The organism is Hyphomonas sp. (assembly GCF_036964145.1).
GTDB lineage: Bacteria > Pseudomonadota > Alphaproteobacteria > Caulobacterales > Hyphomonadaceae > Hyphomonas.
This window is the reverse complement of the sequence record NZ_JBALUC010000002.1, coordinates 358,159-375,647: the sequence shown is the minus strand read 5'-3', so window position 1 is coordinate 375,647 and position 17,489 is coordinate 358,159. Positions and strand designations below refer to the sequence as shown.

The 17,489-nt window shown below is 60.7% G+C and carries 21 protein-coding genes; 7 read left to right on the top strand and 14 right to left on the bottom strand.

Going from position 1 to position 17,489, the window contains the following annotated elements:
* Window positions 1–160: 160 nt before the first annotated feature.
* From dprA to ruvX, 6 genes are all read right to left on the bottom strand, one after another.
* A complete protein-coding gene (gene dprA, locus V7660_RS06815) occupies window positions 161–1,267 on the bottom strand; it encodes a DNA-processing protein DprA (protein WP_335602371.1) in 1,107 nt (368 codons plus the stop codon).
* Complete coding sequence (gene plsY / locus V7660_RS06810) at window positions 1,264–1,884, bottom strand: glycerol-3-phosphate 1-O-acyltransferase PlsY (protein WP_335602370.1); 621 nt, start codon at window positions 1,882–1,884, stop codon at window positions 1,264–1,266. Before plsY ends, dprA begins: the two co-directional genes overlap by 4 nt.
* Before the next feature lie 68 nt (window positions 1,885–1,952).
* Complete coding sequence (gene pyrC / locus V7660_RS06805) at window positions 1,953–3,233, bottom strand: dihydroorotase (RefSeq protein WP_335602369.1); 1,281 nt, start codon at window positions 3,231–3,233, stop codon at window positions 1,953–1,955.
* Window positions 3,230–4,177 carry an aspartate carbamoyltransferase catalytic subunit gene (locus tag V7660_RS06800; protein ID WP_335602368.1) on the bottom strand — a complete coding sequence of 316 codons (948 nt, stop codon included), beginning with the start codon at window positions 4,175–4,177 and terminating at the stop codon, window positions 3,230–3,232. The genes pyrC and V7660_RS06800 overlap by 4 nt, the downstream gene beginning before the upstream one ends.
* 56 nt (window positions 4,178–4,233) lie before the next feature.
* The gene (locus V7660_RS06795) at window positions 4,234–5,148 is read right to left on the bottom strand and encodes an AEC family transporter (protein WP_335602367.1); all 915 of its coding nucleotides are present in this window, start codon (window positions 5,146–5,148) and stop codon (window positions 4,234–4,236) included.
* Window positions 5,148–5,603, bottom strand: coding sequence for a Holliday junction resolvase RuvX (ruvX, locus tag V7660_RS06790; protein ID WP_335602366.1), 456 nt, complete (start codon window positions 5,601–5,603; stop codon window positions 5,148–5,150). The genes V7660_RS06795 and ruvX overlap by 1 nt, the downstream gene beginning before the upstream one ends.
* An 80-nt stretch (window positions 5,604–5,683) precedes the next feature.
* On the opposite strand from ruvX, the gene gatC reads away from it, so the two are divergent.
* Together gatC and V7660_RS06780 are read left to right on the top strand one after the other, a co-directional pair.
* Window positions 5,684–5,971, top strand: coding sequence for an Asp-tRNA(Asn)/Glu-tRNA(Gln) amidotransferase subunit GatC (gatC, locus tag V7660_RS06785; protein WP_335602365.1), 288 nt, complete (start codon window positions 5,684–5,686; stop codon window positions 5,969–5,971).
* Window positions 5,972–6,017: 46 nt separating this feature from the next.
* Complete coding sequence (locus V7660_RS06780; protein ID WP_335602364.1) at window positions 6,018–6,386, top strand: thiol-disulfide oxidoreductase DCC family protein; 369 nt, start codon at window positions 6,018–6,020, stop codon at window positions 6,384–6,386.
* Window positions 6,387–6,389: 3 nt separating this feature from the next.
* On the opposite strand, the gene V7660_RS06775 is transcribed toward V7660_RS06780, so the two are convergent.
* Window positions 6,390–6,773 carry an SET domain-containing protein-lysine N-methyltransferase gene (locus tag V7660_RS06775; RefSeq protein WP_335602363.1) on the bottom strand — a complete coding sequence of 128 codons (384 nt, stop codon included), beginning with the start codon at window positions 6,771–6,773 and terminating at the stop codon, window positions 6,390–6,392.
* Between the two features lie 33 nt (window positions 6,774–6,806).
* Window positions 6,807–7,262, bottom strand: coding sequence for a DUF6491 family protein (locus V7660_RS06770; protein ID WP_335602362.1), 456 nt, complete (start codon window positions 7,260–7,262; stop codon window positions 6,807–6,809).
* Between the two features lie 134 nt (window positions 7,263–7,396).
* Here V7660_RS06770 and gatA point away from each other — a divergent pair, with 134 nt between their 5' ends.
* Together gatA and V7660_RS06760 are read left to right on the top strand one after the other, a co-directional pair.
* Window positions 7,397–8,869, top strand: a complete 1,473-nt coding sequence (gatA, locus tag V7660_RS06765) for an Asp-tRNA(Asn)/Glu-tRNA(Gln) amidotransferase subunit GatA (protein WP_335602361.1) — start codon at window positions 7,397–7,399, stop codon at window positions 8,867–8,869.
* A gap of 15 nt (window positions 8,870–8,884) precedes the next feature.
* Window positions 8,885–9,352 (top strand): hypothetical protein, encoded by a 468-nt coding sequence (locus V7660_RS06760; protein ID WP_335602360.1) that lies wholly within the window; start codon window positions 8,885–8,887, stop codon window positions 9,350–9,352.
* A gap of 1 nt (window position 9,353) precedes the next feature.
* Here V7660_RS06760 and V7660_RS06755 read toward each other — a convergent pair whose 3' ends face one another.
* Complete coding sequence (locus V7660_RS06755; RefSeq protein WP_335602359.1) at window positions 9,354–9,737, bottom strand: hypothetical protein; 384 nt, start codon at window positions 9,735–9,737, stop codon at window positions 9,354–9,356.
* A 153-nt stretch (window positions 9,738–9,890) separates the two neighbouring features.
* Between V7660_RS06755 and gatB the strand changes: the two genes are divergently transcribed.
* The gene (gene gatB / locus V7660_RS06750) at window positions 9,891–11,402 is read left to right on the top strand and encodes an Asp-tRNA(Asn)/Glu-tRNA(Gln) amidotransferase subunit GatB (RefSeq protein ID WP_335602358.1); all 1,512 of its coding nucleotides are present in this window, start codon (window positions 9,891–9,893) and stop codon (window positions 11,400–11,402) included.
* A gap of 3 nt (window positions 11,403–11,405) precedes the next feature.
* Here the strand turns inward: gatB and V7660_RS06745 are convergent, their stop codons facing one another.
* The 5 genes from V7660_RS06745 to V7660_RS06725 form a co-directional block, all read right to left on the bottom strand.
* Window positions 11,406–11,840, bottom strand: a complete 435-nt coding sequence (locus V7660_RS06745) for an HIT family protein (RefSeq protein ID WP_335602357.1) — start codon at window positions 11,838–11,840, stop codon at window positions 11,406–11,408.
* 48 nt (window positions 11,841–11,888) lie between these two features.
* Window positions 11,889–13,052: a GNAT family N-acetyltransferase gene (locus V7660_RS06740; RefSeq protein WP_335602356.1), complete on the bottom strand. Its 1,164-nt coding sequence runs from the start codon at window positions 13,050–13,052 to the stop codon at window positions 11,889–11,891.
* A 9-nt stretch (window positions 13,053–13,061) separates the two neighbouring features.
* Window positions 13,062–13,790 (bottom strand): glycerophosphodiester phosphodiesterase family protein, encoded by a 729-nt coding sequence (locus tag V7660_RS06735; protein ID WP_335602355.1) that lies wholly within the window; start codon window positions 13,788–13,790, stop codon window positions 13,062–13,064.
* Window positions 13,791–14,252, bottom strand: coding sequence for a RidA family protein (locus V7660_RS06730; RefSeq protein WP_335602354.1), 462 nt, complete (start codon window positions 14,250–14,252; stop codon window positions 13,791–13,793).
* Window positions 14,253–14,318: 66 nt separating this feature from the next.
* A complete protein-coding gene (locus V7660_RS06725; RefSeq protein WP_335602353.1) occupies window positions 14,319–15,590 on the bottom strand; it encodes a DNA polymerase IV in 1,272 nt (423 codons plus the stop codon).
* A 137-nt stretch (window positions 15,591–15,727) separates the two neighbouring features.
* On the opposite strand from V7660_RS06725, the gene V7660_RS06720 reads away from it, so the two are divergent.
* Window positions 15,728–16,117 carry a response regulator gene (locus tag V7660_RS06720; protein WP_034813323.1) on the top strand — a complete coding sequence of 130 codons (390 nt, stop codon included), beginning with the start codon at window positions 15,728–15,730 and terminating at the stop codon, window positions 16,115–16,117.
* On the top strand, window positions 16,114–17,481 hold the full coding sequence (locus V7660_RS06715) for a PleD family two-component system response regulator (protein WP_335602352.1): 1,368 nt from the start codon (window positions 16,114–16,116) through the stop codon (window positions 17,479–17,481). The genes V7660_RS06720 and V7660_RS06715 overlap by 4 nt, the downstream gene beginning before the upstream one ends.
* Window positions 17,482–17,489: the final 8 nt, after the last annotated feature.

The window sequence follows — 17,489 nt, the reverse complement described above, 5'->3', positions numbered from 1 at the left end:
CCTTACAGCTGTTTCTGAACGCCGGATGCGGCGCTTCTGCGCTGCGCCGTCACTCAGTTCCATTGGGAGGCTTAGAGAGGAAGGCGGGAATCGTCCAGCCATGAGACGATTCCGGCTGATTTTTCATGTTTCTGACGATGCGCCCACGACACAGGCGGGATTAGAAAGCGCGCGAGGCCAACCCGCCCGGTAGCGTGATGGCATCCCCGGCCAGTTCCAGTTCCATCAGGCCAGCGGCGCACCGCGCGGGTGTGGCCCCTGCGGCGCGGGCAATTTCGTCCAGGGGCATGGGATGCGGGGACAAGGCCTGCTGGATCCGGGCAAGCAGGTCAGCCGGAAGCTCGGGGTCCGGCGGACCCTCGAAAAGGTCGCCTGTCGCGGCCACGCCTGAAAAGGACAGGCTTTCCAGTATTTCGAGAATATCGTCTGCATGCCGGACCAGCGTCGCGCCCTGCCGGATCAGATGATTCGTGCCCGCAGACCTCGGATCAAGGGGCGAGCCGGGCACCGCCATGACATCGCGCCCCTGTTCTCCGGCCATGCGTGCAGAGATGAGCGAGCCGGACCGTTCGGCGGCCTCGACGACCACAACACCGCGCGACAGGCCTGTGATGATCCTGTTGCGGCGCGGGAAATCCTGCGCCTTGGCGCGATAGCCGTACGGGCTTTCGGACAGGATCAGTCCTTTCGCCGCTATTTCCGCATAGAGCCGGTCATGCTGAGGCGGATAGACATGATCCACCGCGCCGCCGAGAACGGCGATTGTTCCTGTCGCGAGGCTCGCGGCGTGTGCTTCGCCATCAATTCCGAGGGCCAGTCCGGAAACGATGACGAAGCCGGCCCGTCCCAGCTCTGATGCAATGTCCCGGGCGAGCTTGCGACCGGCTGCGGAAGCATTCCGCGCGCCGACAATAGCGACAGTGGGCTTTGTGGCGAGGTCGATCTTGCCCAGAGCCGTCAGGATCGGCGGCGGCGGGTCGAGGGTCTTCAGCAGGGCAGGATAGGCAGGTTCGCAACTGGCGATCACTTGCGCGCCGTATTTCCGTGTCAGGTTCAGTTCGCGTTCTATATCGGCGATGGCCGGAGGGACCAGTTCACGGCCTCGGCCGCTCTTGCGCGTCAGCTCTGGCAGTCCTTCCAGCGCGGCCCCGGCCGATTTGAATTTGCGCAGCAGTTGGAAAAAGGTGACCGGGCCGATATTCGGTGTACGCGCGAGCCTCACCCAGTCGATACGCTCGGCATCACTGAGAGGCCGCGCGGGCGTCATGCGTTCGGGTCTGCCGTTTTCTTGGTGCCGAATTTGGGCTCCTCACCCCTCAGCAGGCGGCCGAGATTGGTGCGGTGCGTCCAGAACACAAAAAGTGACAACAGGGCGAGCCCGCCAATAATGAACATGTTCCGTTCCCCGAGCAACCAGGCGCCGGGCGGGACAAGGGCCGCAGCCGTCAATGCTGCGAGCGAGGAGATGCGGGTCAGCGCAAACAGGCCAAGCCATATCGGCGCCGCTACGTAGAAACCGGGCAGGGAGACGAAGGGCAACAGGCCGGCATAGGTCGCGACGCCCTTGCCGCCCTTGAAGCCAAGCCAGATGGGATAGCAGTGTCCGATGAAAGCGAAGGCGCCTGCCACGAAGCCGACTTCTCGCCCGGCAACCATGCCGAATGCAAGCGCGACCAAGCCAGCCTTGAGGCTGTCCAGTAGCAGGGTGGCGAGCGCAAGGTCCTTTCGCCCAGTGCGCAACACATTCGTTGCACCAATGTTTCCCGAACCTATGGACCGTATGTCGCCAAGGCCCGCCGCACGTATGAGGAGCAGGCCGAACGGGATCGAGCCGGCGAGATAGCCGCAGAGCGCTGCCAAGGGGAATGCCAGCTCAGCTGTCATATGGATCTCCTCAATTCCCAATTGAAAATTCTACGAATGGAACCGGCAGGGGGCAAGGCCCGGCCTTGTTACCGCGCAAAAACCTGTTCGCCCCCGACAAAGGTCTTCAGGACCCGGCCTTGCAGCCGGCGACCGTCGAAGGGGGAATTGGTTGATCTGGACAGAAGGTGCTCGCGCTCGCAAAGCCAGGGCTTGTTCGGATCGAACAGGATGAAATCTGCAGGCGCCCCTTCAGAGAGGCGTCCTTCTGGCAATCCAATCATGTCCGCCGGTCTGGAGGTGAGTGGTGCAAGCGCCTCCAGGAGTGTCAGCGGGCCGTCATGCACGAGGCTGAGCAGGGCCGACAGCGTGGTTTCGAGTCCTGCCGCGCCGAAGCTCGCCTCGCCAAAGGGCAATCGTTTTTCTTCCGGCGGTTGCGGATCATGCGCTGACACCACAGCGTCGATCTCGCCTGCCTTCAGGGCGGCGATCATGGCCAGGCGCGTGTCCTCGTCCCGGAAGGGCGGATTGACCTTGCAATAAGTGAGATAGTCACCGACGTCGAGCTCGTTGAAGAACAGGGAATGGGCGGCGATAGTCGTGAAAACGCTCGCGCCACGAGCGCGGGAATCTGCCACCAGTTCAAGCGTGCGCGGGGTCGATACCTGATCGAGGATCAGCGTGCATCCGGTGGCCTCAGCAAGCATCAGGTCACGCGCCGCACCGATCCATTCGGCTTCTCTCGGGATACCAGACAGGCCCTTGCGAGCCGCAAATGCTCCCGCATTCATGACCCCGGAACCCTTCAAAGCACTGTCATCCGGACGGGACATGACGATGGCGCCGCGGCTGGCGGCATAGGTCATCGCGCGCTTCAGGATGGATGGGTCACCAATCGGGGCATCACCATTGGTGAACAGGACTGCGCCGGCATCAGCCATCAGGCCGATTTCTGCCATGGCCTTGCCTTCAAGGCCGGTGGTGAGCGCACCCGCGGCATAGATGCGCGTTTTTGCACTGACCTTGGCACGGTCTGAAATGTAGCGAACTAGTGCGACATCATCCACGACCGGCTTGGTATCCGGCATGACGACCAGGCTGGTCACACCGCCAGCCACAGCCGCGCGGGACGCTGTTGCAAGTGTTTCCTTCTGTTCGTCACCGGGCTCGCCGGTCTTCACGCGAAGGTCAATCAGGCCAGGCGCGAAGCAGAGACCGCCCGCATCGAGGGTTTCGCTTGCGCCTTTGTGAGCACTGCTTGCGCCCGGCGAGATCGCCGTGATGCAGCCGTCTTCAACGAGGATGGCGCCGATTTCATCTGTTCCGGAGGCAGGGTCGAGCAGGCGGGCATTGAAGATGGACAGGCTCATGGACGGCCTCCTGCCAGCAAATGGAGCACGGCTTCACGGACCGCGACGCCCATTTCCACCTGTTCGGTAATCACCGAACGCTCACCATCCGCGATGGCGCTCTCGATCTCGATGCCGCGATTCATCGGGCCGGGGTGCATGACGATGGCGTCCGCCTTCGCATGATTGAGGCGTTCCTCAGTCAGGCCGAAATAACGGAAATATTCCCGCCGGCTGGGCAAATAAGCGCCATCCATGCGCTCCAGTTGCAGGCGGAGCATCATCACGACATCTGCGCCTTCCAGCGCCGCGTCGAAATCCGATGTGGCCGAGGCGGCGCCCCATGTCTCGGTGCCGGATGGCATTAGCGTGCTCGGTGCGCAGAGATGCACTTCCGCGCCGAGCAGGTGCAGCGCCAGCGTGGTCGAGCGGGCGACGCGGGAATGGACAATGTCGCCGCAGATGACGACTTTGAGTCCCTCGATCCGGCCCTTGTTGCGGCGGATGGTCAGCGTGTCGAGCAGGCCCTGGGTCGGGTGTTCATGCGTGCCATCGCCAGCATTGATCACGGCGCAATCGACCTTGCGGGAGAGCAGCTTTGCCCCGCCCGAGGCCGAGTGCCTGACCACCAGCACGTCCGGTCTCATGGCGTTCAGCGTCATCGCCGTGTCGATCAGCGTTTCGCCCTTCTTCACAGAAGACTGCGCCACTGGCATCGAGACAACGTCGGCGCCGAGCCGACGGGCGGCGATCTCGAAGCTGCTCATGGTGCGGGTCGAGTTCTCGAAGAAGAGATTTACGACCGTCTTTCCGGACAGGACCGGATCGGCGCGTTTCCCGGACCGGGTCGCTTCGGCATAGTCGTTTGCCAGATCGAGAATATGAGTGAGATCGAGCGGGTGAAGGCCATCAATGCCCAGCAAATGCTCGTGGTCGAAGGAGTAATGGATTGCCGCCTTGCTCATGGAGGCCCTTTCGATTTTCGGCGGTTTAGGCGCGTTTCCGAGTCGGGGCAAGAGGGTCAGAGTGTGAGAAGCAGGTAGAGGGCCGGGAGCGTAATCATCGCGAGGACCGTTTCGACGGCAATCAGATTGGCTGAAAGCGCCGCGTCGCCGCCCAGTTCCTTGGCAAGGATGTAGGAGCTGGTGGCGGTTGGTGTAGCGGCGCAGATCAGGGCGATCACCAGCGGTGTGCCTGTGACGCCGAGAAGGATGCAGAAGCCAACGGCAAACGCCGGGAGGCCGAGCAATCTGACCAGTGACCAGCTGAGGGTGCGGGGCCCGGCGCGCCGCAAGGCTGACAGGTCGACGCCTGCCCCCGCCGACAGGAGGCCGAGAGCCAAGGCGGCATCACCCAGGATGCGAAGGCTGTCATCCAGCAGGCGTGGCAGGGTGATGCTCGCGCCGGCCAGCGCGAGCCCGCCAATACAGGCAATCACGATCGGGTTCTTGAACAGCGCCACAAACGGGTTGGGCTTCGGTCCGTGCGGCGCGTCTGCATGGGCGATGAGGGCATAGACCGAGAGAATGTTGGCGGTCGGAATCATCACGGCGGCGGCGATAGTGACGAGGGCGAGGCCTTCTTCGCCGAACAGGAGGCTGCCGATGGAGAGGCCAATCATCGTGTTCCAGCGTACATTTGACTGAATCACCGAGCCGACTGCAGGCCCCGGCATGTTGGGCAGGAACCGGGCGAGCCATCCGACACCGCCGAGGGCGAACTGCGCCAGGATAAGCGCGGCGGCGAGCCCCCAGGGCGCTTCCTCGAAAGGGGCGTTGGCCAGTGTGCGAAGGATCAGGGCCGGGAAGAGGACGACATAGGAGAGGCGCTCAATGGCGCGCCAGCTATCGGTCGGGATCCATTTCCGAACCGACAGGATGTGGCCGAGCGTCACGATGGCGATGACGGGGAGCAGGGCGTAGAGAAAGCCCGACATCAGGCGCGGGCCAGTCTTTGAAGAGCGTCATTGAGGATCACGGCGGCGGCCGAGGCATCGATTCGCTCGGCGCGACGCTTTCGGGAGAGGTCAGCCTCGATCATCGCATTTTCAGCTTCAACAGTCGAAAGCCGCTCATCCTGGAACAGGATCGGCACATCACGGTGTTTCATGATGTGCCACGCAAGCGCCCTGACCGATTGCGCCCTTGGGCCTTCGGATCCGTCCATATTCAGGGGCAGGCCCATCACGATGCCAACGGCGACACGATCATCATAAAGGTGGAACAAGCGATCAAGGACAGGTGCCAGCTTCTTGCCGCGCGGTATGGTCTCGACCGGGCTGGCCAGCATGCGCAGGCCGTCGGCAGACGCGATGCCGAGCGTCTTCGTGCCGGGATCAATGCCGATCAGCGCGCCGGTTTTCGGAAAATGGTCAGGATCAGTTATGGGCATGAATAGCCCACATAGCGCCTTGATGCCGTGTTGCCTATGGCGTATTCGGGCGGCTCGATTTCAAGTGTTGGAGCTCGCTCATGTCTGTCACCAAGGATGATGTCCGCAAGGTTGCTCGCCTGTCGCGCATTGCCGTCAGCGAACAGCATGTCGAGGAACTGGTGGGGGAGCTGAATGGCATCCTCAGCTGGATTGACCAGTTGAACGAGGTCGACATCGAGGGTGTCGAGCCAATGACCTCCGTCGTCGAGACCGACCTGCCGATGCGGGACGATGTCGTTACGGACGGCAACATCCGGGATCAGGTTCTGGCGAATGCCCCGCGCAGTGAAGACGGCTTTTTCGTCGTCCCCAAGGCTGTCGAATAAGACACGCCACAGTGTCACCCGACCAGTTTTGCCGTAGATTGCGACCATGGAGCGGCTGACAGTTCTCTACAACAGTGTGTGTCCCGTCTGCCGGGAAGGCATATGCCATTTCGAACGACGCAGCCTGACAGGCACGGATCTGATAGACTATGTCGATGTCTCCCGGACGCCCGAGCGCTACCTCAATCGGGGCATTTCCCTGGAGGATGTCCGTCTGAAGCTGTATGCGATTGAGGCGAATGGCCAGATTTTGAAGGGATGGCCCGCTATTGCAGAAATCTGGCGCCGTACCCCCGGCTACGGATGGTTGGCCTGGCTCGGGAGTCTTCCGGGGCTAAACTACCTTTCCCAAAGTCTCTACCATGTAACGGCGCACCTGTTATGGCGCTGGAATCGGATGTGTGGGCGCTGGTGAGGATCAGAGGATCTGGTCCGCGAATTCTTCGTAGTCGATCAGAATTTCGGTCTCGGCGGGGATGGGTTTCCGCGCGCTCAGGCTCACGGTCTGCGCTTCGGCGTCAACCGTGAAGTCCGCATTTGCGTCAGGGCTGTGATTACACATCGAGATCAGGCCGAATGCGACTGCGGCACGCATATGTCCGTTCTCGTTTTCGTCGACATAGAAGACGTAGTGATGAATCTGGGTACCCCGGATAGCCGCTGTGTCCTCCTCCCTGAGGATAAGCAGAGGATATGTGGCGATCAGATCCCCCGTCTCAAAGGAAACGGTCGCGAACAGGCCGCGACCGTGAAAGGGAGATTGGCGAACCTCAACGGGTGAGGCGTATCCGATTTTCTGCATGGGCCTGATTACCACGTCCCTGTCAGGCGGGCATCAGCTATCTTCGCCATCTTCGGATGTTTCTTCAGGCGTTTCCTCTATGGCGTCCGGATCCCATTTGTACATGCTCTTGACCAAGCATTTCTGCGAAGCGAAGGGGGGAAGTTGCGGGGTGGGAAACAGGCTGGTCGAGGCAATGACTGCGTCTCCCTTGCCTAGACAGCCGCCGGTTTTGTCAAAGCCGAGTTGCATGGCATCCTCCAGCGGGGTGCAGGAGCCGAAGGTTTCGATCACGTAATGGTCCCCGCCTTCCCGGACGATCACGGTATCCCGGGTGGTCTCGCTGAAACCGTCGATCGTGGAGGCAAAGCAGATTCGGTCAACTTCTTCGCCGAGGCGCGGATCACCGGCATAACGTTCGATGCCCTTGGGGCGGTCTTCCAGATTTTCAGTGCTTGTGCAGGCGCTGAGAAGCAGGGGAGTAGCGAGGCTGAACAGGATAAGGCGCACGAGAAACTCCGGTCTGGTTCGTTCTGGTTGAACTGTGCACCCTTTCCTGTCAACTGACAAGAAGGCTCACGAAGGCTTGAACTTTCCCCCCAAGCCGTCATAGCAGGCGGGCAGATTTCTTCTCAGGATATCCGATGACCGAACTGACCAAACTTACCCTCGCTGCAGCGCTCGATGGCTTGAAAGCCAAGGAGTTTTCCTCGCGCGAGATCACCCAGCAATTCGTCGACGCCATTGAAGGCGCACGGACGCTGAATGCCTATGTGGTCGAGACGCCAGAAAAGGCGCTGGCCATGGCCGATGCCTCCGACGCGAAACTGGCCAAGGGCGAGGGTGGCAAGCTGGAAGGCGCGCCGCTCGGCATCAAGGACCTCTACTGCACCAAAGGCGTGCGCACCACGGCGTGCAGCAACATCCTCGGCGAGTTCACCCCGACCTATGAATCCACCGTCACCCAGAACCTCTGGGACGAAGGTGCGGTCATGCTGGGCAAGCTCAACATGGACGAATTTGCCATGGGCTCGTCGAACGAGACCTCGCGGTTCGGCAATGTCATCAACCCTTGGCGCCGGAAGGGCGACAATCAGGGCCTGACACCGGGCGGTTCGTCGGGTGGCTCGGCCGCGTCAGTGGCGGCGGATCTCTGCCTCGCGGCGACGGCCTCGGACACCGGCGGTTCCATTCGCCAGCCCGCTGCGTTCACCGGCACGGTCGGCATCAAGCCCACCTATGGCCGTGCCAGCCGCTATGGCATGGTGGCCTTTGCCTCCTCGCTCGACCAGGCCGGTCCGATCGCGAAGACGGTTGAAGACAGCGCGATCCTGCTGGAAGCAATGTGTAGCCACGATTTGAAGGATTCCACGTCCCTGAACGTCGAGACGCCGGACTGGCGCAGCGATGTGGGCCGCGGTGTCGAAGGCATGCGGATCGGTATTCCGAAAGAATACCGGATGGAGGGCGTGTCCGAAGAAATCGACAAATTGTGGGAGCAGGGGATCGAGTGGCTGAAAGCTGCAGGCGCCGAAATCGTCGATATCAGCCTGCCGCACACGAAGTATGCCCTGCCAGCCTATTATATCGTTGCGCCTGCAGAGGCGTCCTCAAACCTCGCTCGCTATGACGGTATGCGCTATGGCGCGCGGGTCGCTGGCGAGAACTTGACCGCAACGTATGAAGGCACGCGGGCAGGCGGGTTTGGCGCCGAAGTCCAGCGCCGCCTGATGATCGGCACCTATGTGCTCTCATCCGGATATTATGACGCCTATTATCTGCGCGCCCAAAAGGTCCGCACCAAGATCCTCAATGATTTTGTTGAAGCCTTTGAGAGCTGCGATGCGGTACTGACGCCGACCTGTCCGAGCCCGGCCTTTGCGTTTGGCGAGAAAAGCGGTGATCCGGTCGAGATGTATCTCAATGACGTGTTCACCGTGACGGCCAACCTTGCGGGTCTTCCCGGCATTTCCGTTCCGGCGGGCCTGTCGTCCAGCGGCCTGCCACTCGGCCTTCAGGTTATCGGCAAGGCGCTCGACGAAACCGCCTGTTTCCGCGTCGGCGGCGAATTGGAACGCGCAACCGGCTTCGTGGCCAAGGCTGACAAGTGGTGGTAGGTTTCGGGCATGAACATGACCCGTTTTCTCCTTCTCTTTGCTGTCCTGCTTGCCTTCTGCCTCGCCCTGATGGCGGCGATGATGGCGCAATATGGCTACAGCCTGTTTGCGCCCGAAATGCGCAACATGTTGCTCGTGGCCTTTCTGGTCGCGGGCTATGTCTCTTTTCGGATCTCGCGCATCATTGCCCGGCGCAAGCAGCGCCTCGAAGACAATCCTCAGCCGGATGGTGCAGGTAAGTCCAAACTGTCCGGCCTGTTCAGCGGCAAGAGTGCGGCGCAGACAGCACGGGAAGCGCGTGTGGCCGCGCGGCGGAAGAAGCTGGTCGAAGAGGGTAAGCTGGAAGAGGTGCCAGAAGACCCCCAACCCGTCGCGGAAAACGAAGGCCCTGTCCGCGTCGCCCAATCTGCCTCCATTAAGGACCGGATGGCTGCGCGCGCCGAGCGGGTGCGCCGCGCGAAGGAAGCCGGCAAGCTGGACTAGCTCACGCCTTGGAGGGCTTCAGCGCGCCGACTGGCCGTGCCTTTGGACGCACGATGATCTGATCCGGTTTGGCCTCTTCAGGGGCATTTCCGCCCGGGCCCGGCTCGTCATCATCATCCTTGCCCGAGTCGCGCGTGGTCACTTTCGACAGATAGACTCCGACGCCAATCAGGCCGCCAACGGGGCCGCATTGCAGCATCATGGCAAAAATCCAGAGCAGTGGCATGTCGAGGTCCATGTTCTGGAGCGACAGGAGCATGCCCCCCAGAAGGACGGAGCCCACGGCCATGCCGCCGGCGAATCCCAGGATAAGATGCTTGAGAAAGCCGCGAACCACCGGCTTTTCGTCCTCGCTTGAGGCGTCCATCATCATCTTGAAGATCATTCCGGCGCTCCCTTTTTCCTCCACAGGGAGGATTATTCGCCCATATCCTGAAAATTGGAAGAGCTGGCGCCAATCGAATGGTATTCACGGCTCGACAGTGACGCGATCAGGCGGGTAGAAGAACGCAGAAACAGAGTGTCAGCAGAGAACAATATGTCAGCGCGCAAACCGTATGTAATCAAGGGTGAAACAGGTGACTGGGAGCTGGTCATGGGCCTCGAAGTCCACGCCCAGGTCTCGTCCAATGCAAAGCTGTTTTCCGGCGCGTCTACGGCGTTCGGCGCGGACCCGAATTGCAATGTGTCACTGGTCGATGCGGCCATGCCGGGCATGCTGCCGGTCATCAACCGTTATTGCGTCGAGCAGGCGATCCGCACCGGGCTTGGCCTGAAGGCGCAGATCAACACCTATTCCCGCTTCGACCGGAAGAATTATTTCTATCCCGATCTGCCCCAAGGCTACCAGATCAGCCAGTTCGCGCATCCGATTGTCGGCGAAGGCGAAATCGAGGTGGATGTTGAGCCCGCGCATGGCGGCGACGCCTATGCCTTCCCATGCCGTATCGAGCGCCTGCACCTCGAACAGGATGCCGGCAAGTCGATCCATGACATGGATCCAAGCTCGACCTATGTGGACCTCAACCGGTCCGGCGTCGCGCTGATGGAAATCGTGTCCATGCCGGACATCCGCACGCCAGCCGAAGCCGCCGCCTATGTGAAAAAGCTGCGCGCCATCGTGATCGCGCTCGGCACCTGTGATGGCGACATGGAGAAGGGCAATCTCCGCGCGGACGTGAACGTGTCAGTCTGCCGTCCGGGCCAGTATGAGAAATTCCGCGAGACGGGTGATTTCAGCCATCTCGGCACGCGCTGCGAACTCAAGAACATGAATTCGTTCCGCTTCATCCAGCAGGCCATTGAATACGAAGCCCGTCGTCAGATCGAGATCCTTGAAGATGGTGGCTCCATCGACCAGGAAACACGCCTGTTCGATCCAGTGAAGGTCGAGACTCGCTCCATGCGCTCCAAGGAAGATGCGCATGATTACCGCTACTTCCCGGACCCGGACCTGTTGCCGCTGGAAGTCGAGCAGGCCTGGATCGAGGAAATCCGCGCCACCCTGCCGGAACTGCCAGACGAGAAGCGCGCCCGCTTTGAAACCGATTATGGCCTGTCGCGGTATGACGCCGGTGTGCTGAGCGCCGACGCCGAAAAAGCCAGCTTCTTCGAGGACGTGGCGAAGGGCCGCGATCCGAAACTTGCCGCGAACTGGGTAACCCAGGAATTGTTCGGCTATCTCAACAAGCAGGATATTGAGCTGGCCGACAGTCCGGTATCCGCCTCCAGCCTCGGCGGCCTGATTGAACTGATTGCCAATGACACGATCAGCGGAAAGATCGCCAAGGATGTCTTTGCCCGGATGATCGAGGGTGAAGGTGAAGCTTCTGATATTGTCGCAAAGCACGGCCTGAAACAGGTGACCGATACTGGCGCGATCGAGAAGATCGTTGACGATATCATGGCCGCCAATCCGGACCAGGTGGCCCAGATCAAGGAAAAGCCCAAGACGATGGGCTGGTTCGTGGGCCAGGTGATGAAGGCTTCCGGTGGCAAGGCCAATCCGAAAGCCGTCAACGATATCCTGAAAGCGAAGCTAGGGCTCTAGCGCCTAGAGCTTGGACTTGATGCGATCGGCCAGCACGCCGAGCTTGGCCGTGTCCGCCATTTCGCCCGAGCCATGCCGGCCGAGCGCCACATCCTTCCATCGCGGAATGATGTGGAAGTGGAGGTGATAGACGGTTTGTCCGGCGGGGGCGCCATTGAACTGGGTCACGACAAGGCCGTCAGGCGTCAGGGCCGCTTCGACAGCCTGTGCCACTTTCTGCACGGTCGCCATATAGGGGCCGAGCTTGTCGACAGGCATGTCGAGCAGGTTGCGCGCTTCCACGTCCTTCGGCACGACGAGCGTGTGACCTTCGCTCTGGGGAAACACGTCCATGAAAGCGAGTGCAGCGTCATCCTCATAGACTTTGACGGCGGGCATTTCACCGCGCAGGATCTTGGCGAAGATATTGTCGGGATCGTAGGCATCGTGAAGGGTCATCTTGGGGCTTTCGGTGATGTATTAAATTTCGGGTGAGGGCAGGGCTGTTCATTCCCCTTTCTTGAACGGGGTCCGTTCGGTCAGGTATTCCTGATCCTGCTCCACCGCTTCGCGTTCGCGCTCCAGATAGTCGGCGATGGCATGGCGCAGGCCGGGATGGGCGATCCAGTGGGTGGAATAGGTGGTGACGGGCGTATAGCCACGGGCCAGCTTGTGGCCGCCCTGTGCGCCGGCCTCCACAAAGGTGAGATTGTGTTCGATGGCGTAGTCGATGGCCTGATAGTAGCAGGTCTCGAAGTGCAGCATTGATCTGTGCTCGGTACATCCCCAGTAGCGGCCGTAGAGTGTGTCGGAGCCAATCAGATTCATGGCGCCGGCAATAGGCGCTCCGTCCGACATGGCAAAGATGAAAAGGAGGTCGTCGACCATCCGTTCTCGCAAGAGCGAGAAAGTGTCCCGGGTCAGATAGGGCGAGCCCCATTTACGCGCGCCGGTGTCCATGTAGAAAATATAGAATGCATCCAGGTGGGCTTCAGTGATCTGATCGCCCCGCAAGTGGACGAACTCCAATCCTTCCTGTGCTTTCGCGCGTTCCTTCCGAAGATTCTTTCGCTTGGAGGAGGAGAGGTCGGCGAGAAAGTCGTCGAACGATCCATAGTCGCGGTTCTGCCAGTGGAATTGCTGGTCGGTACGTAGCAACAGGCCCGTCTCCGACAGCATACCGGCCTCTTCCGGTGAGGCGAAATTGATGTGCAGGGATGAAAGCTCGTTCTGCTCGGCCAGCTGGATCGCGCCGGACAGGAGTGCGGTTTGCAGGCGAATCTGGTCCGGTCCAGGTCGCACCAACAGGCGCCGGCCGGTGACCGGCGTGAAGGGTACGGCGCCAAGCAATTTGGGGTAATAGGTGCCGCCCGCGCGCTCGAAGGCATCGGCCCAGGAATGGTCGAAGACGAACTCGCCGCGCGAATGGCTCTTGCCGTAGAGCGGCATCGCCGCCTTCAACCGTCCTGTTCCGTCACGGATCAGGATATGACGCGGCATCCAGCCTGTGTTCGGTGTTGCGGCGCCGGAGGTTTCCAGTGCGTCGAGAAATTCCCATTTGAGGAACGGATCGAACCGGACGCCTGTCGGATTGGCGACCGCGTTCCATTCCTCCGGATCGACCTCCGCCATGGCTGAGGCAAAACTCAATTTCAGCGCGGTGTCATCCATGCCCTGAATCTAGGGCATGGCGTAAGCAGAAACCAGTCCCGGATCGAGATGTTCGAAGATGATGGCCACATTTTCATGCGCGGCATGGCGGACTTCTTCCAGGGAACGAACAGTCCAGGTCACAAGAGGATAGTCCTCGGGCACGTGCTTGCGGATGCCGTCCACATCCGAAATGTTGATCGCGACATAGTCCATGCCGTCTGACAGGGCGCGTTGCAGAATGTCATTGAACGCCGCCGCGCCAATCTTGTGAGAGGCGTCAATCAGCTGGCCCCGCATCATGTCAGGGGGTAGGGCGCGGACGGCCTCTTCCGAGAAACTCATGGCAGCAGCAAGGCCGGTATATTCCAGCAACATGTCTCCGGTCCGTCGCCCGAGCTCTGCCGGATCGGTGCGTCCGTCCAACTTCATCTCGGTCAGCAGGGGCAGATCATGCGGCCAGGATGCGAGCAATAGCGCGAAAGTGGGCAGTCCATGTTCCCCCGCAATCACAATATCCTGCAGATCCTTCGATCCAAGATCCTCGACCCGGTCCGGGTGACCCGCCATGCGCTCCAGCGTCTGGTCATGGAATACCACGAGTTCGCCATCTGATGCCGGGCGGATGTCGAACTCCATGCCGAGGCCAAGCTTCGCCGCCGCCTCGAATGCGGCGATTGTGTTCTCAGGCGTTTCCCGTCCCGTCCACAGGCCGCGATGGGCGTAGAGGAAGTTCGTGAGGACGAAGCGCCGGGCCATTTAGTCAGCGAGCTCGAAGATACCATCGACTTCCACCGCCACGCCGAGCGGCAGCTCAGGGCAGGAGACAGCCGAGCGAGCATGCCGGCCAGCCTCCCCGAACACGTCGACCATCAGGTCTGAACAGCCATTGATGACTTGCGGAATGTCGGTGAAGCCAGGCGCAACGTTCACGAAGCCACCGAGCTTCACCACGCGCTTGATGCGGGACAGGTCGCCAATGGCAGCCTTGCACTGGGCGATCAGATTGATGCCACAGAAGCGGGCGGCCTGCTGGCCTGCGGAGAGTTCCATGTTCTCGCCGAGGCGTCCCTTGATGAGGCCGTCAGCTGACGCGCTGACCTGACCGGACACGAACAGCATGTTGCCGCTGATGACATAGGGGACATAGGTGGCGACCGGCTTCATCGGCTCCGGCAGTTCGATGCCGAGTTCATCAAGACGGGTTTCGGGGGTCGACATGGCGTGCTCCTTGGAAATGGCGTTTCGTTTTCCCTAGACCGCCAAGGGGCGGGGCGCAAACGCCGTTCATTGGGGCGCGGTCTTCACCCGCGCCGACCGGCCTGTGATCACGGCATCGGCACCGAATTTCTGGCGGGCGAGGTCCGATGCACGCTCTGCCGCCGCACGCTTCGCGACGAGAGGGTCGAGCAGGTCGACAGCGTCCGAGCGATGCTCTGACAGGTCCGAAATGCCGACTCCGATGAGACGGAAGCGCGTCCGGCCATTGGTTTCCTTGGCCAGCAGCACTTTGGCATTCCGGAACAGGGTCTGGGCCAGCTGTGTGGGCTCTGACAGGGACATGCGCCGCGTCAGGGTCCGGAACTCGGCGGTCTTGAGTTTGAGCGTGATGACATTGCCCACGAGCCCCGTGGCCTTGGCGCGGTCTGCGGTCTTCACACAGAGGCGCCAGAGCTGGTCTTCGAGCCAGGCCGGATCTGACACGTCGTCATTGAACGTGGTCTCGGAACTGACCGATTTGCGCTCCTCATCATTTCGGACCGGCCGGTTGTCGATGCCATGCGCCCGATTCTTCAGCCACATGCCCGTTTCGCCATAGCGGCCGATCAGTTGCTTCAACTCTGCCTTCTGGAGGTCTTCTATCGTGTCGTACCCATCGCGGATCAGTTTCTGGGCCAGTTTCGGGCCTACGCCATGAATGAACCCAACGGGCCTCGGTGCGAGCAGGGCTTCGGCTTCGTCTGCGCCGATGACGGCGAACCCTCTCGGCTTGTCCAATTCGCTCGCGGTCTTGGCCAGAAATTTGTTGGTCGACAGGCCAATCGAGACGGTGATCCCGATATCCCGTTCGATCTCAGCGGCGAGCCGGACGAGAGACACGGCCGGGGGTGCCTTGTGGAGGGTGCCCGTGCCGCTGAGATCAAGATAGGCCTCATCCACCGAAACGGGCTGGATCATGGGGGTCAGCGCCTGCATCTTCTCGCGCATCTGGTGGGCGGCGAGCCGGTACTTTTCGCCATTCGGCTTGATCACGACGGCGTCCGGGCAGGCCTTCAGCGCCTTGAACATCGGCATGGCCGAGCGCACACCATAGAGACGAGCGATATAACAACATGTGGAGACGACCCCCCTTTTTCCGCCGCCCACAATGACCGGCCGGTCTTTAAGGGAGGGATCGTCGCGTTTTTCGATGGCTGCGAAGAAAGCATCGCAATCGAGATGAGCAATCGCCAGCGTTGTGATGTGTTTGTTGCGGATTACACGATGCCGTCCGCAGCGAGAGCAGGCGTCGCTGTCGTCTTCTGAAAGATGAAAGCAGTCTCGACAGAGCGTGAACATAGCTCCATGTTCATGCCATGTTCTGTCGTTGGCCGCAATCAATGGCGTGTAAAGACGTAAACCAGTGTTAACGATTTGGGGTGTAGCTGGCAAAAGAGCTCTTAGAATCGGCCCGAATCACAGGCAAAAACCGTATCATGACGAAGTCGCACACCAGGAAAGTTCTGGTTGTTGAGGATAACGAACTCAACATGCGCCTTTTCTGCGACTTGTTGGATGCCTTCGGCTTCGAAACCTTTCAATGCCGGGACGGTGCGAAAGCCGTCGAGATTGCGCGTCAGGAACTGCCCGATCTCATCATCATGGATATCCAGTTACCGGAGGTCTCAGGCCTCGACATCACACGCTGGCTCAAGGACGACGACAAGGTTGCTCATATTCCGGTGCTGGCGGTAACCGCCTTTGCGATGCGCGCCGACGAACAGCGCGTTCGGGAGGCGGGCTGTGAGGGATACCTTTCCAAGCCCATCCAGATTGCAACATTCATCAAGGCGGTTGAGGCGTTGATGCCCAAGGAGGCAGCGTGACAGCGCGCGTCCTTGTCGTAGATGACATCGAAGCCAACCGGCGCCTGCTGCAGGCCAAGCTGGAAGCGCAATACTATACAGTGATGTTGGCAGAAAACGGCATCGAAGCGCTGAGTATGGTAGAGCGGAGCGAGCCGGATATTATCCTGCTGGACGTCATGATGCCCGGCATGGATGGCTATGAAGTCTGTCGCCGCCTGAAGGAAAATCCCGCCACAAATCATATCCCGGTCGTCATGGTGACAGCCCTGAATGATGTGGAAGACCGTGTCCGGGGCCTCGAGGTCGGCGCAGAGGACTTCCTCACCAAGCCGGTCGATGATTTTGCCCTGATGGCCCGTATGGGGGCGCTGACCCGCTACAATGCGGTTGCCTCGGAGCTGCGCCAGCGCCAGGCCAGCGGTTTGCGCGCCGGCATCGACGGGGGCGACGGCGTTCATGTGAAGGACCAGCCTGCACGTCTGTTCGTGGTGGATGACAATCCAAGAACGTCAACGCGCATTGCTGACACATTGCGGTCCGGTGGCCACACCGCGATCACCCTGCTGGAAGCTGGAGGGATGAAGGGACTGAACGAACTCGGCGTGGACATTCTCGTCCTGTCCATGCTCAGCGACCGGTATGATGCGCTGAAGCTCTGCGCACACTTCAAGATGAATGAGGCGACCCGCTCGATATCGATTCTGCTGATCTGCGACCCGGATGATCGCCAGCGCGCCGGCAAGGGGTTGGATCTCGGCGCGAGCGACGTGATCTTCGCGCCCATCGAGAAACAGGAATTGCTGGCTCGGGTTCGCACGCAGGCGCGCCGTACCCGCTATATCGAAATGCTGAGGGATCGTGTGGATCGCGGTCTCGAACTGTCCGTCATCGACCAGCTGACAGGGCTCTATAACCGTCGTTACATGAACAACCAGCTGGAACAGCTGATGCAGCGCTCTCTGATGGGCGGGCGTCCTGTCTCCGTGCTCATGGCCGACATCGACCATTTCAAGGCGGTGAACGATACCTATGGCCATGATGCAGGTGACGAAGTGCTTCAGGAGATGGCCAAGCGCCTGAAGACCAATAGCCGGGTAATGGATGTGGTCTGCCGTCCGGGCGGCGAAGAATTCATGGTCATCATGCCGGATACGCCGGGCGATCTGGCCTGCGCCGCGGCGGAGCGAATCCGCCGGTCGGTCGCCGCAGAGCCATTTGTGGTGAGTGGCGGCGCGCGTGAGATTTCGATCACGCTGAGCGCCGGGGTTTCGACCATCAGAGGTGCCAGTGACACGATTGCAGACCTGATCAAGCGCGCTGACACGGCCCTCTATCAGGCCAAGGCCGCCGGACGTAACCGCGTCGAAAGTATTGCCGCCTGATTGACTTG

Coding starts and splice junctions, on each gene's coding strand:
- dprA (WP_335602371.1), bottom strand. CDS start 1,267: ATGACGCCCGCGCGGCCTCTCAGTGATGCCGAGCGTATCGACTGGGTG.
- plsY (WP_335602370.1), bottom strand. CDS start 1,884: ATGACAGCTGAGCTGGCATTCCCCTTGGCAGCGCTCTGCGGCTATCTC.
- pyrC (WP_335602369.1), bottom strand. CDS start 3,233: ATGAGCCTGTCCATCTTCAATGCCCGCCTGCTCGACCCTGCCTCCGGA.
- V7660_RS06800 (WP_335602368.1), bottom strand. CDS start 4,177: ATGAGCAAGGCGGCAATCCATTACTCCTTCGACCACGAGCATTTGCTG.
- V7660_RS06795 (WP_335602367.1), bottom strand. CDS start 5,148: ATGTCGGGCTTTCTCTACGCCCTGCTCCCCGTCATCGCCATCGTGACG.
- ruvX (WP_335602366.1), bottom strand. CDS start 5,603: ATGCCCATAACTGATCCTGACCATTTTCCGAAAACCGGCGCGCTGATC.
- gatC (WP_335602365.1), top strand. CDS start 5,684: ATGTCTGTCACCAAGGATGATGTCCGCAAGGTTGCTCGCCTGTCGCGC.
- V7660_RS06780 (WP_335602364.1), top strand. CDS start 6,018: ATGGAGCGGCTGACAGTTCTCTACAACAGTGTGTGTCCCGTCTGCCGG.
- V7660_RS06775 (WP_335602363.1), bottom strand. CDS start 6,773: ATGCAGAAAATCGGATACGCCTCACCCGTTGAGGTTCGCCAATCTCCC.
- gatA (WP_335602361.1), top strand. CDS start 7,397: ATGACCGAACTGACCAAACTTACCCTCGCTGCAGCGCTCGATGGCTTG.
- V7660_RS06760 (WP_335602360.1), top strand. CDS start 8,885: ATGACCCGTTTTCTCCTTCTCTTTGCTGTCCTGCTTGCCTTCTGCCTC.
- V7660_RS06755 (WP_335602359.1), bottom strand. CDS start 9,737: ATGATCTTCAAGATGATGATGGACGCCTCAAGCGAGGACGAAAAGCCG.
- gatB (WP_335602358.1), top strand. CDS start 9,891: ATGTCAGCGCGCAAACCGTATGTAATCAAGGGTGAAACAGGTGACTGG.
- V7660_RS06745 (WP_335602357.1), bottom strand. CDS start 11,840: ATGACCCTTCACGATGCCTACGATCCCGACAATATCTTCGCCAAGATC.
- V7660_RS06740 (WP_335602356.1), bottom strand. CDS start 13,052: ATGGATGACACCGCGCTGAAATTGAGTTTTGCCTCAGCCATGGCGGAG.
- V7660_RS06735 (WP_335602355.1), bottom strand. CDS start 13,790: ATGGCCCGGCGCTTCGTCCTCACGAACTTCCTCTACGCCCATCGCGGC.
- V7660_RS06730 (WP_335602354.1), bottom strand. CDS start 14,252: ATGTCGACCCCCGAAACCCGTCTTGATGAACTCGGCATCGAACTGCCG.
- V7660_RS06725 (WP_335602353.1), bottom strand. CDS start 15,590: ATGTTCACGCTCTGTCGAGACTGCTTTCATCTTTCAGAAGACGACAGC.
- V7660_RS06720 (WP_034813323.1), top strand. CDS start 15,728: ATGACGAAGTCGCACACCAGGAAAGTTCTGGTTGTTGAGGATAACGAA.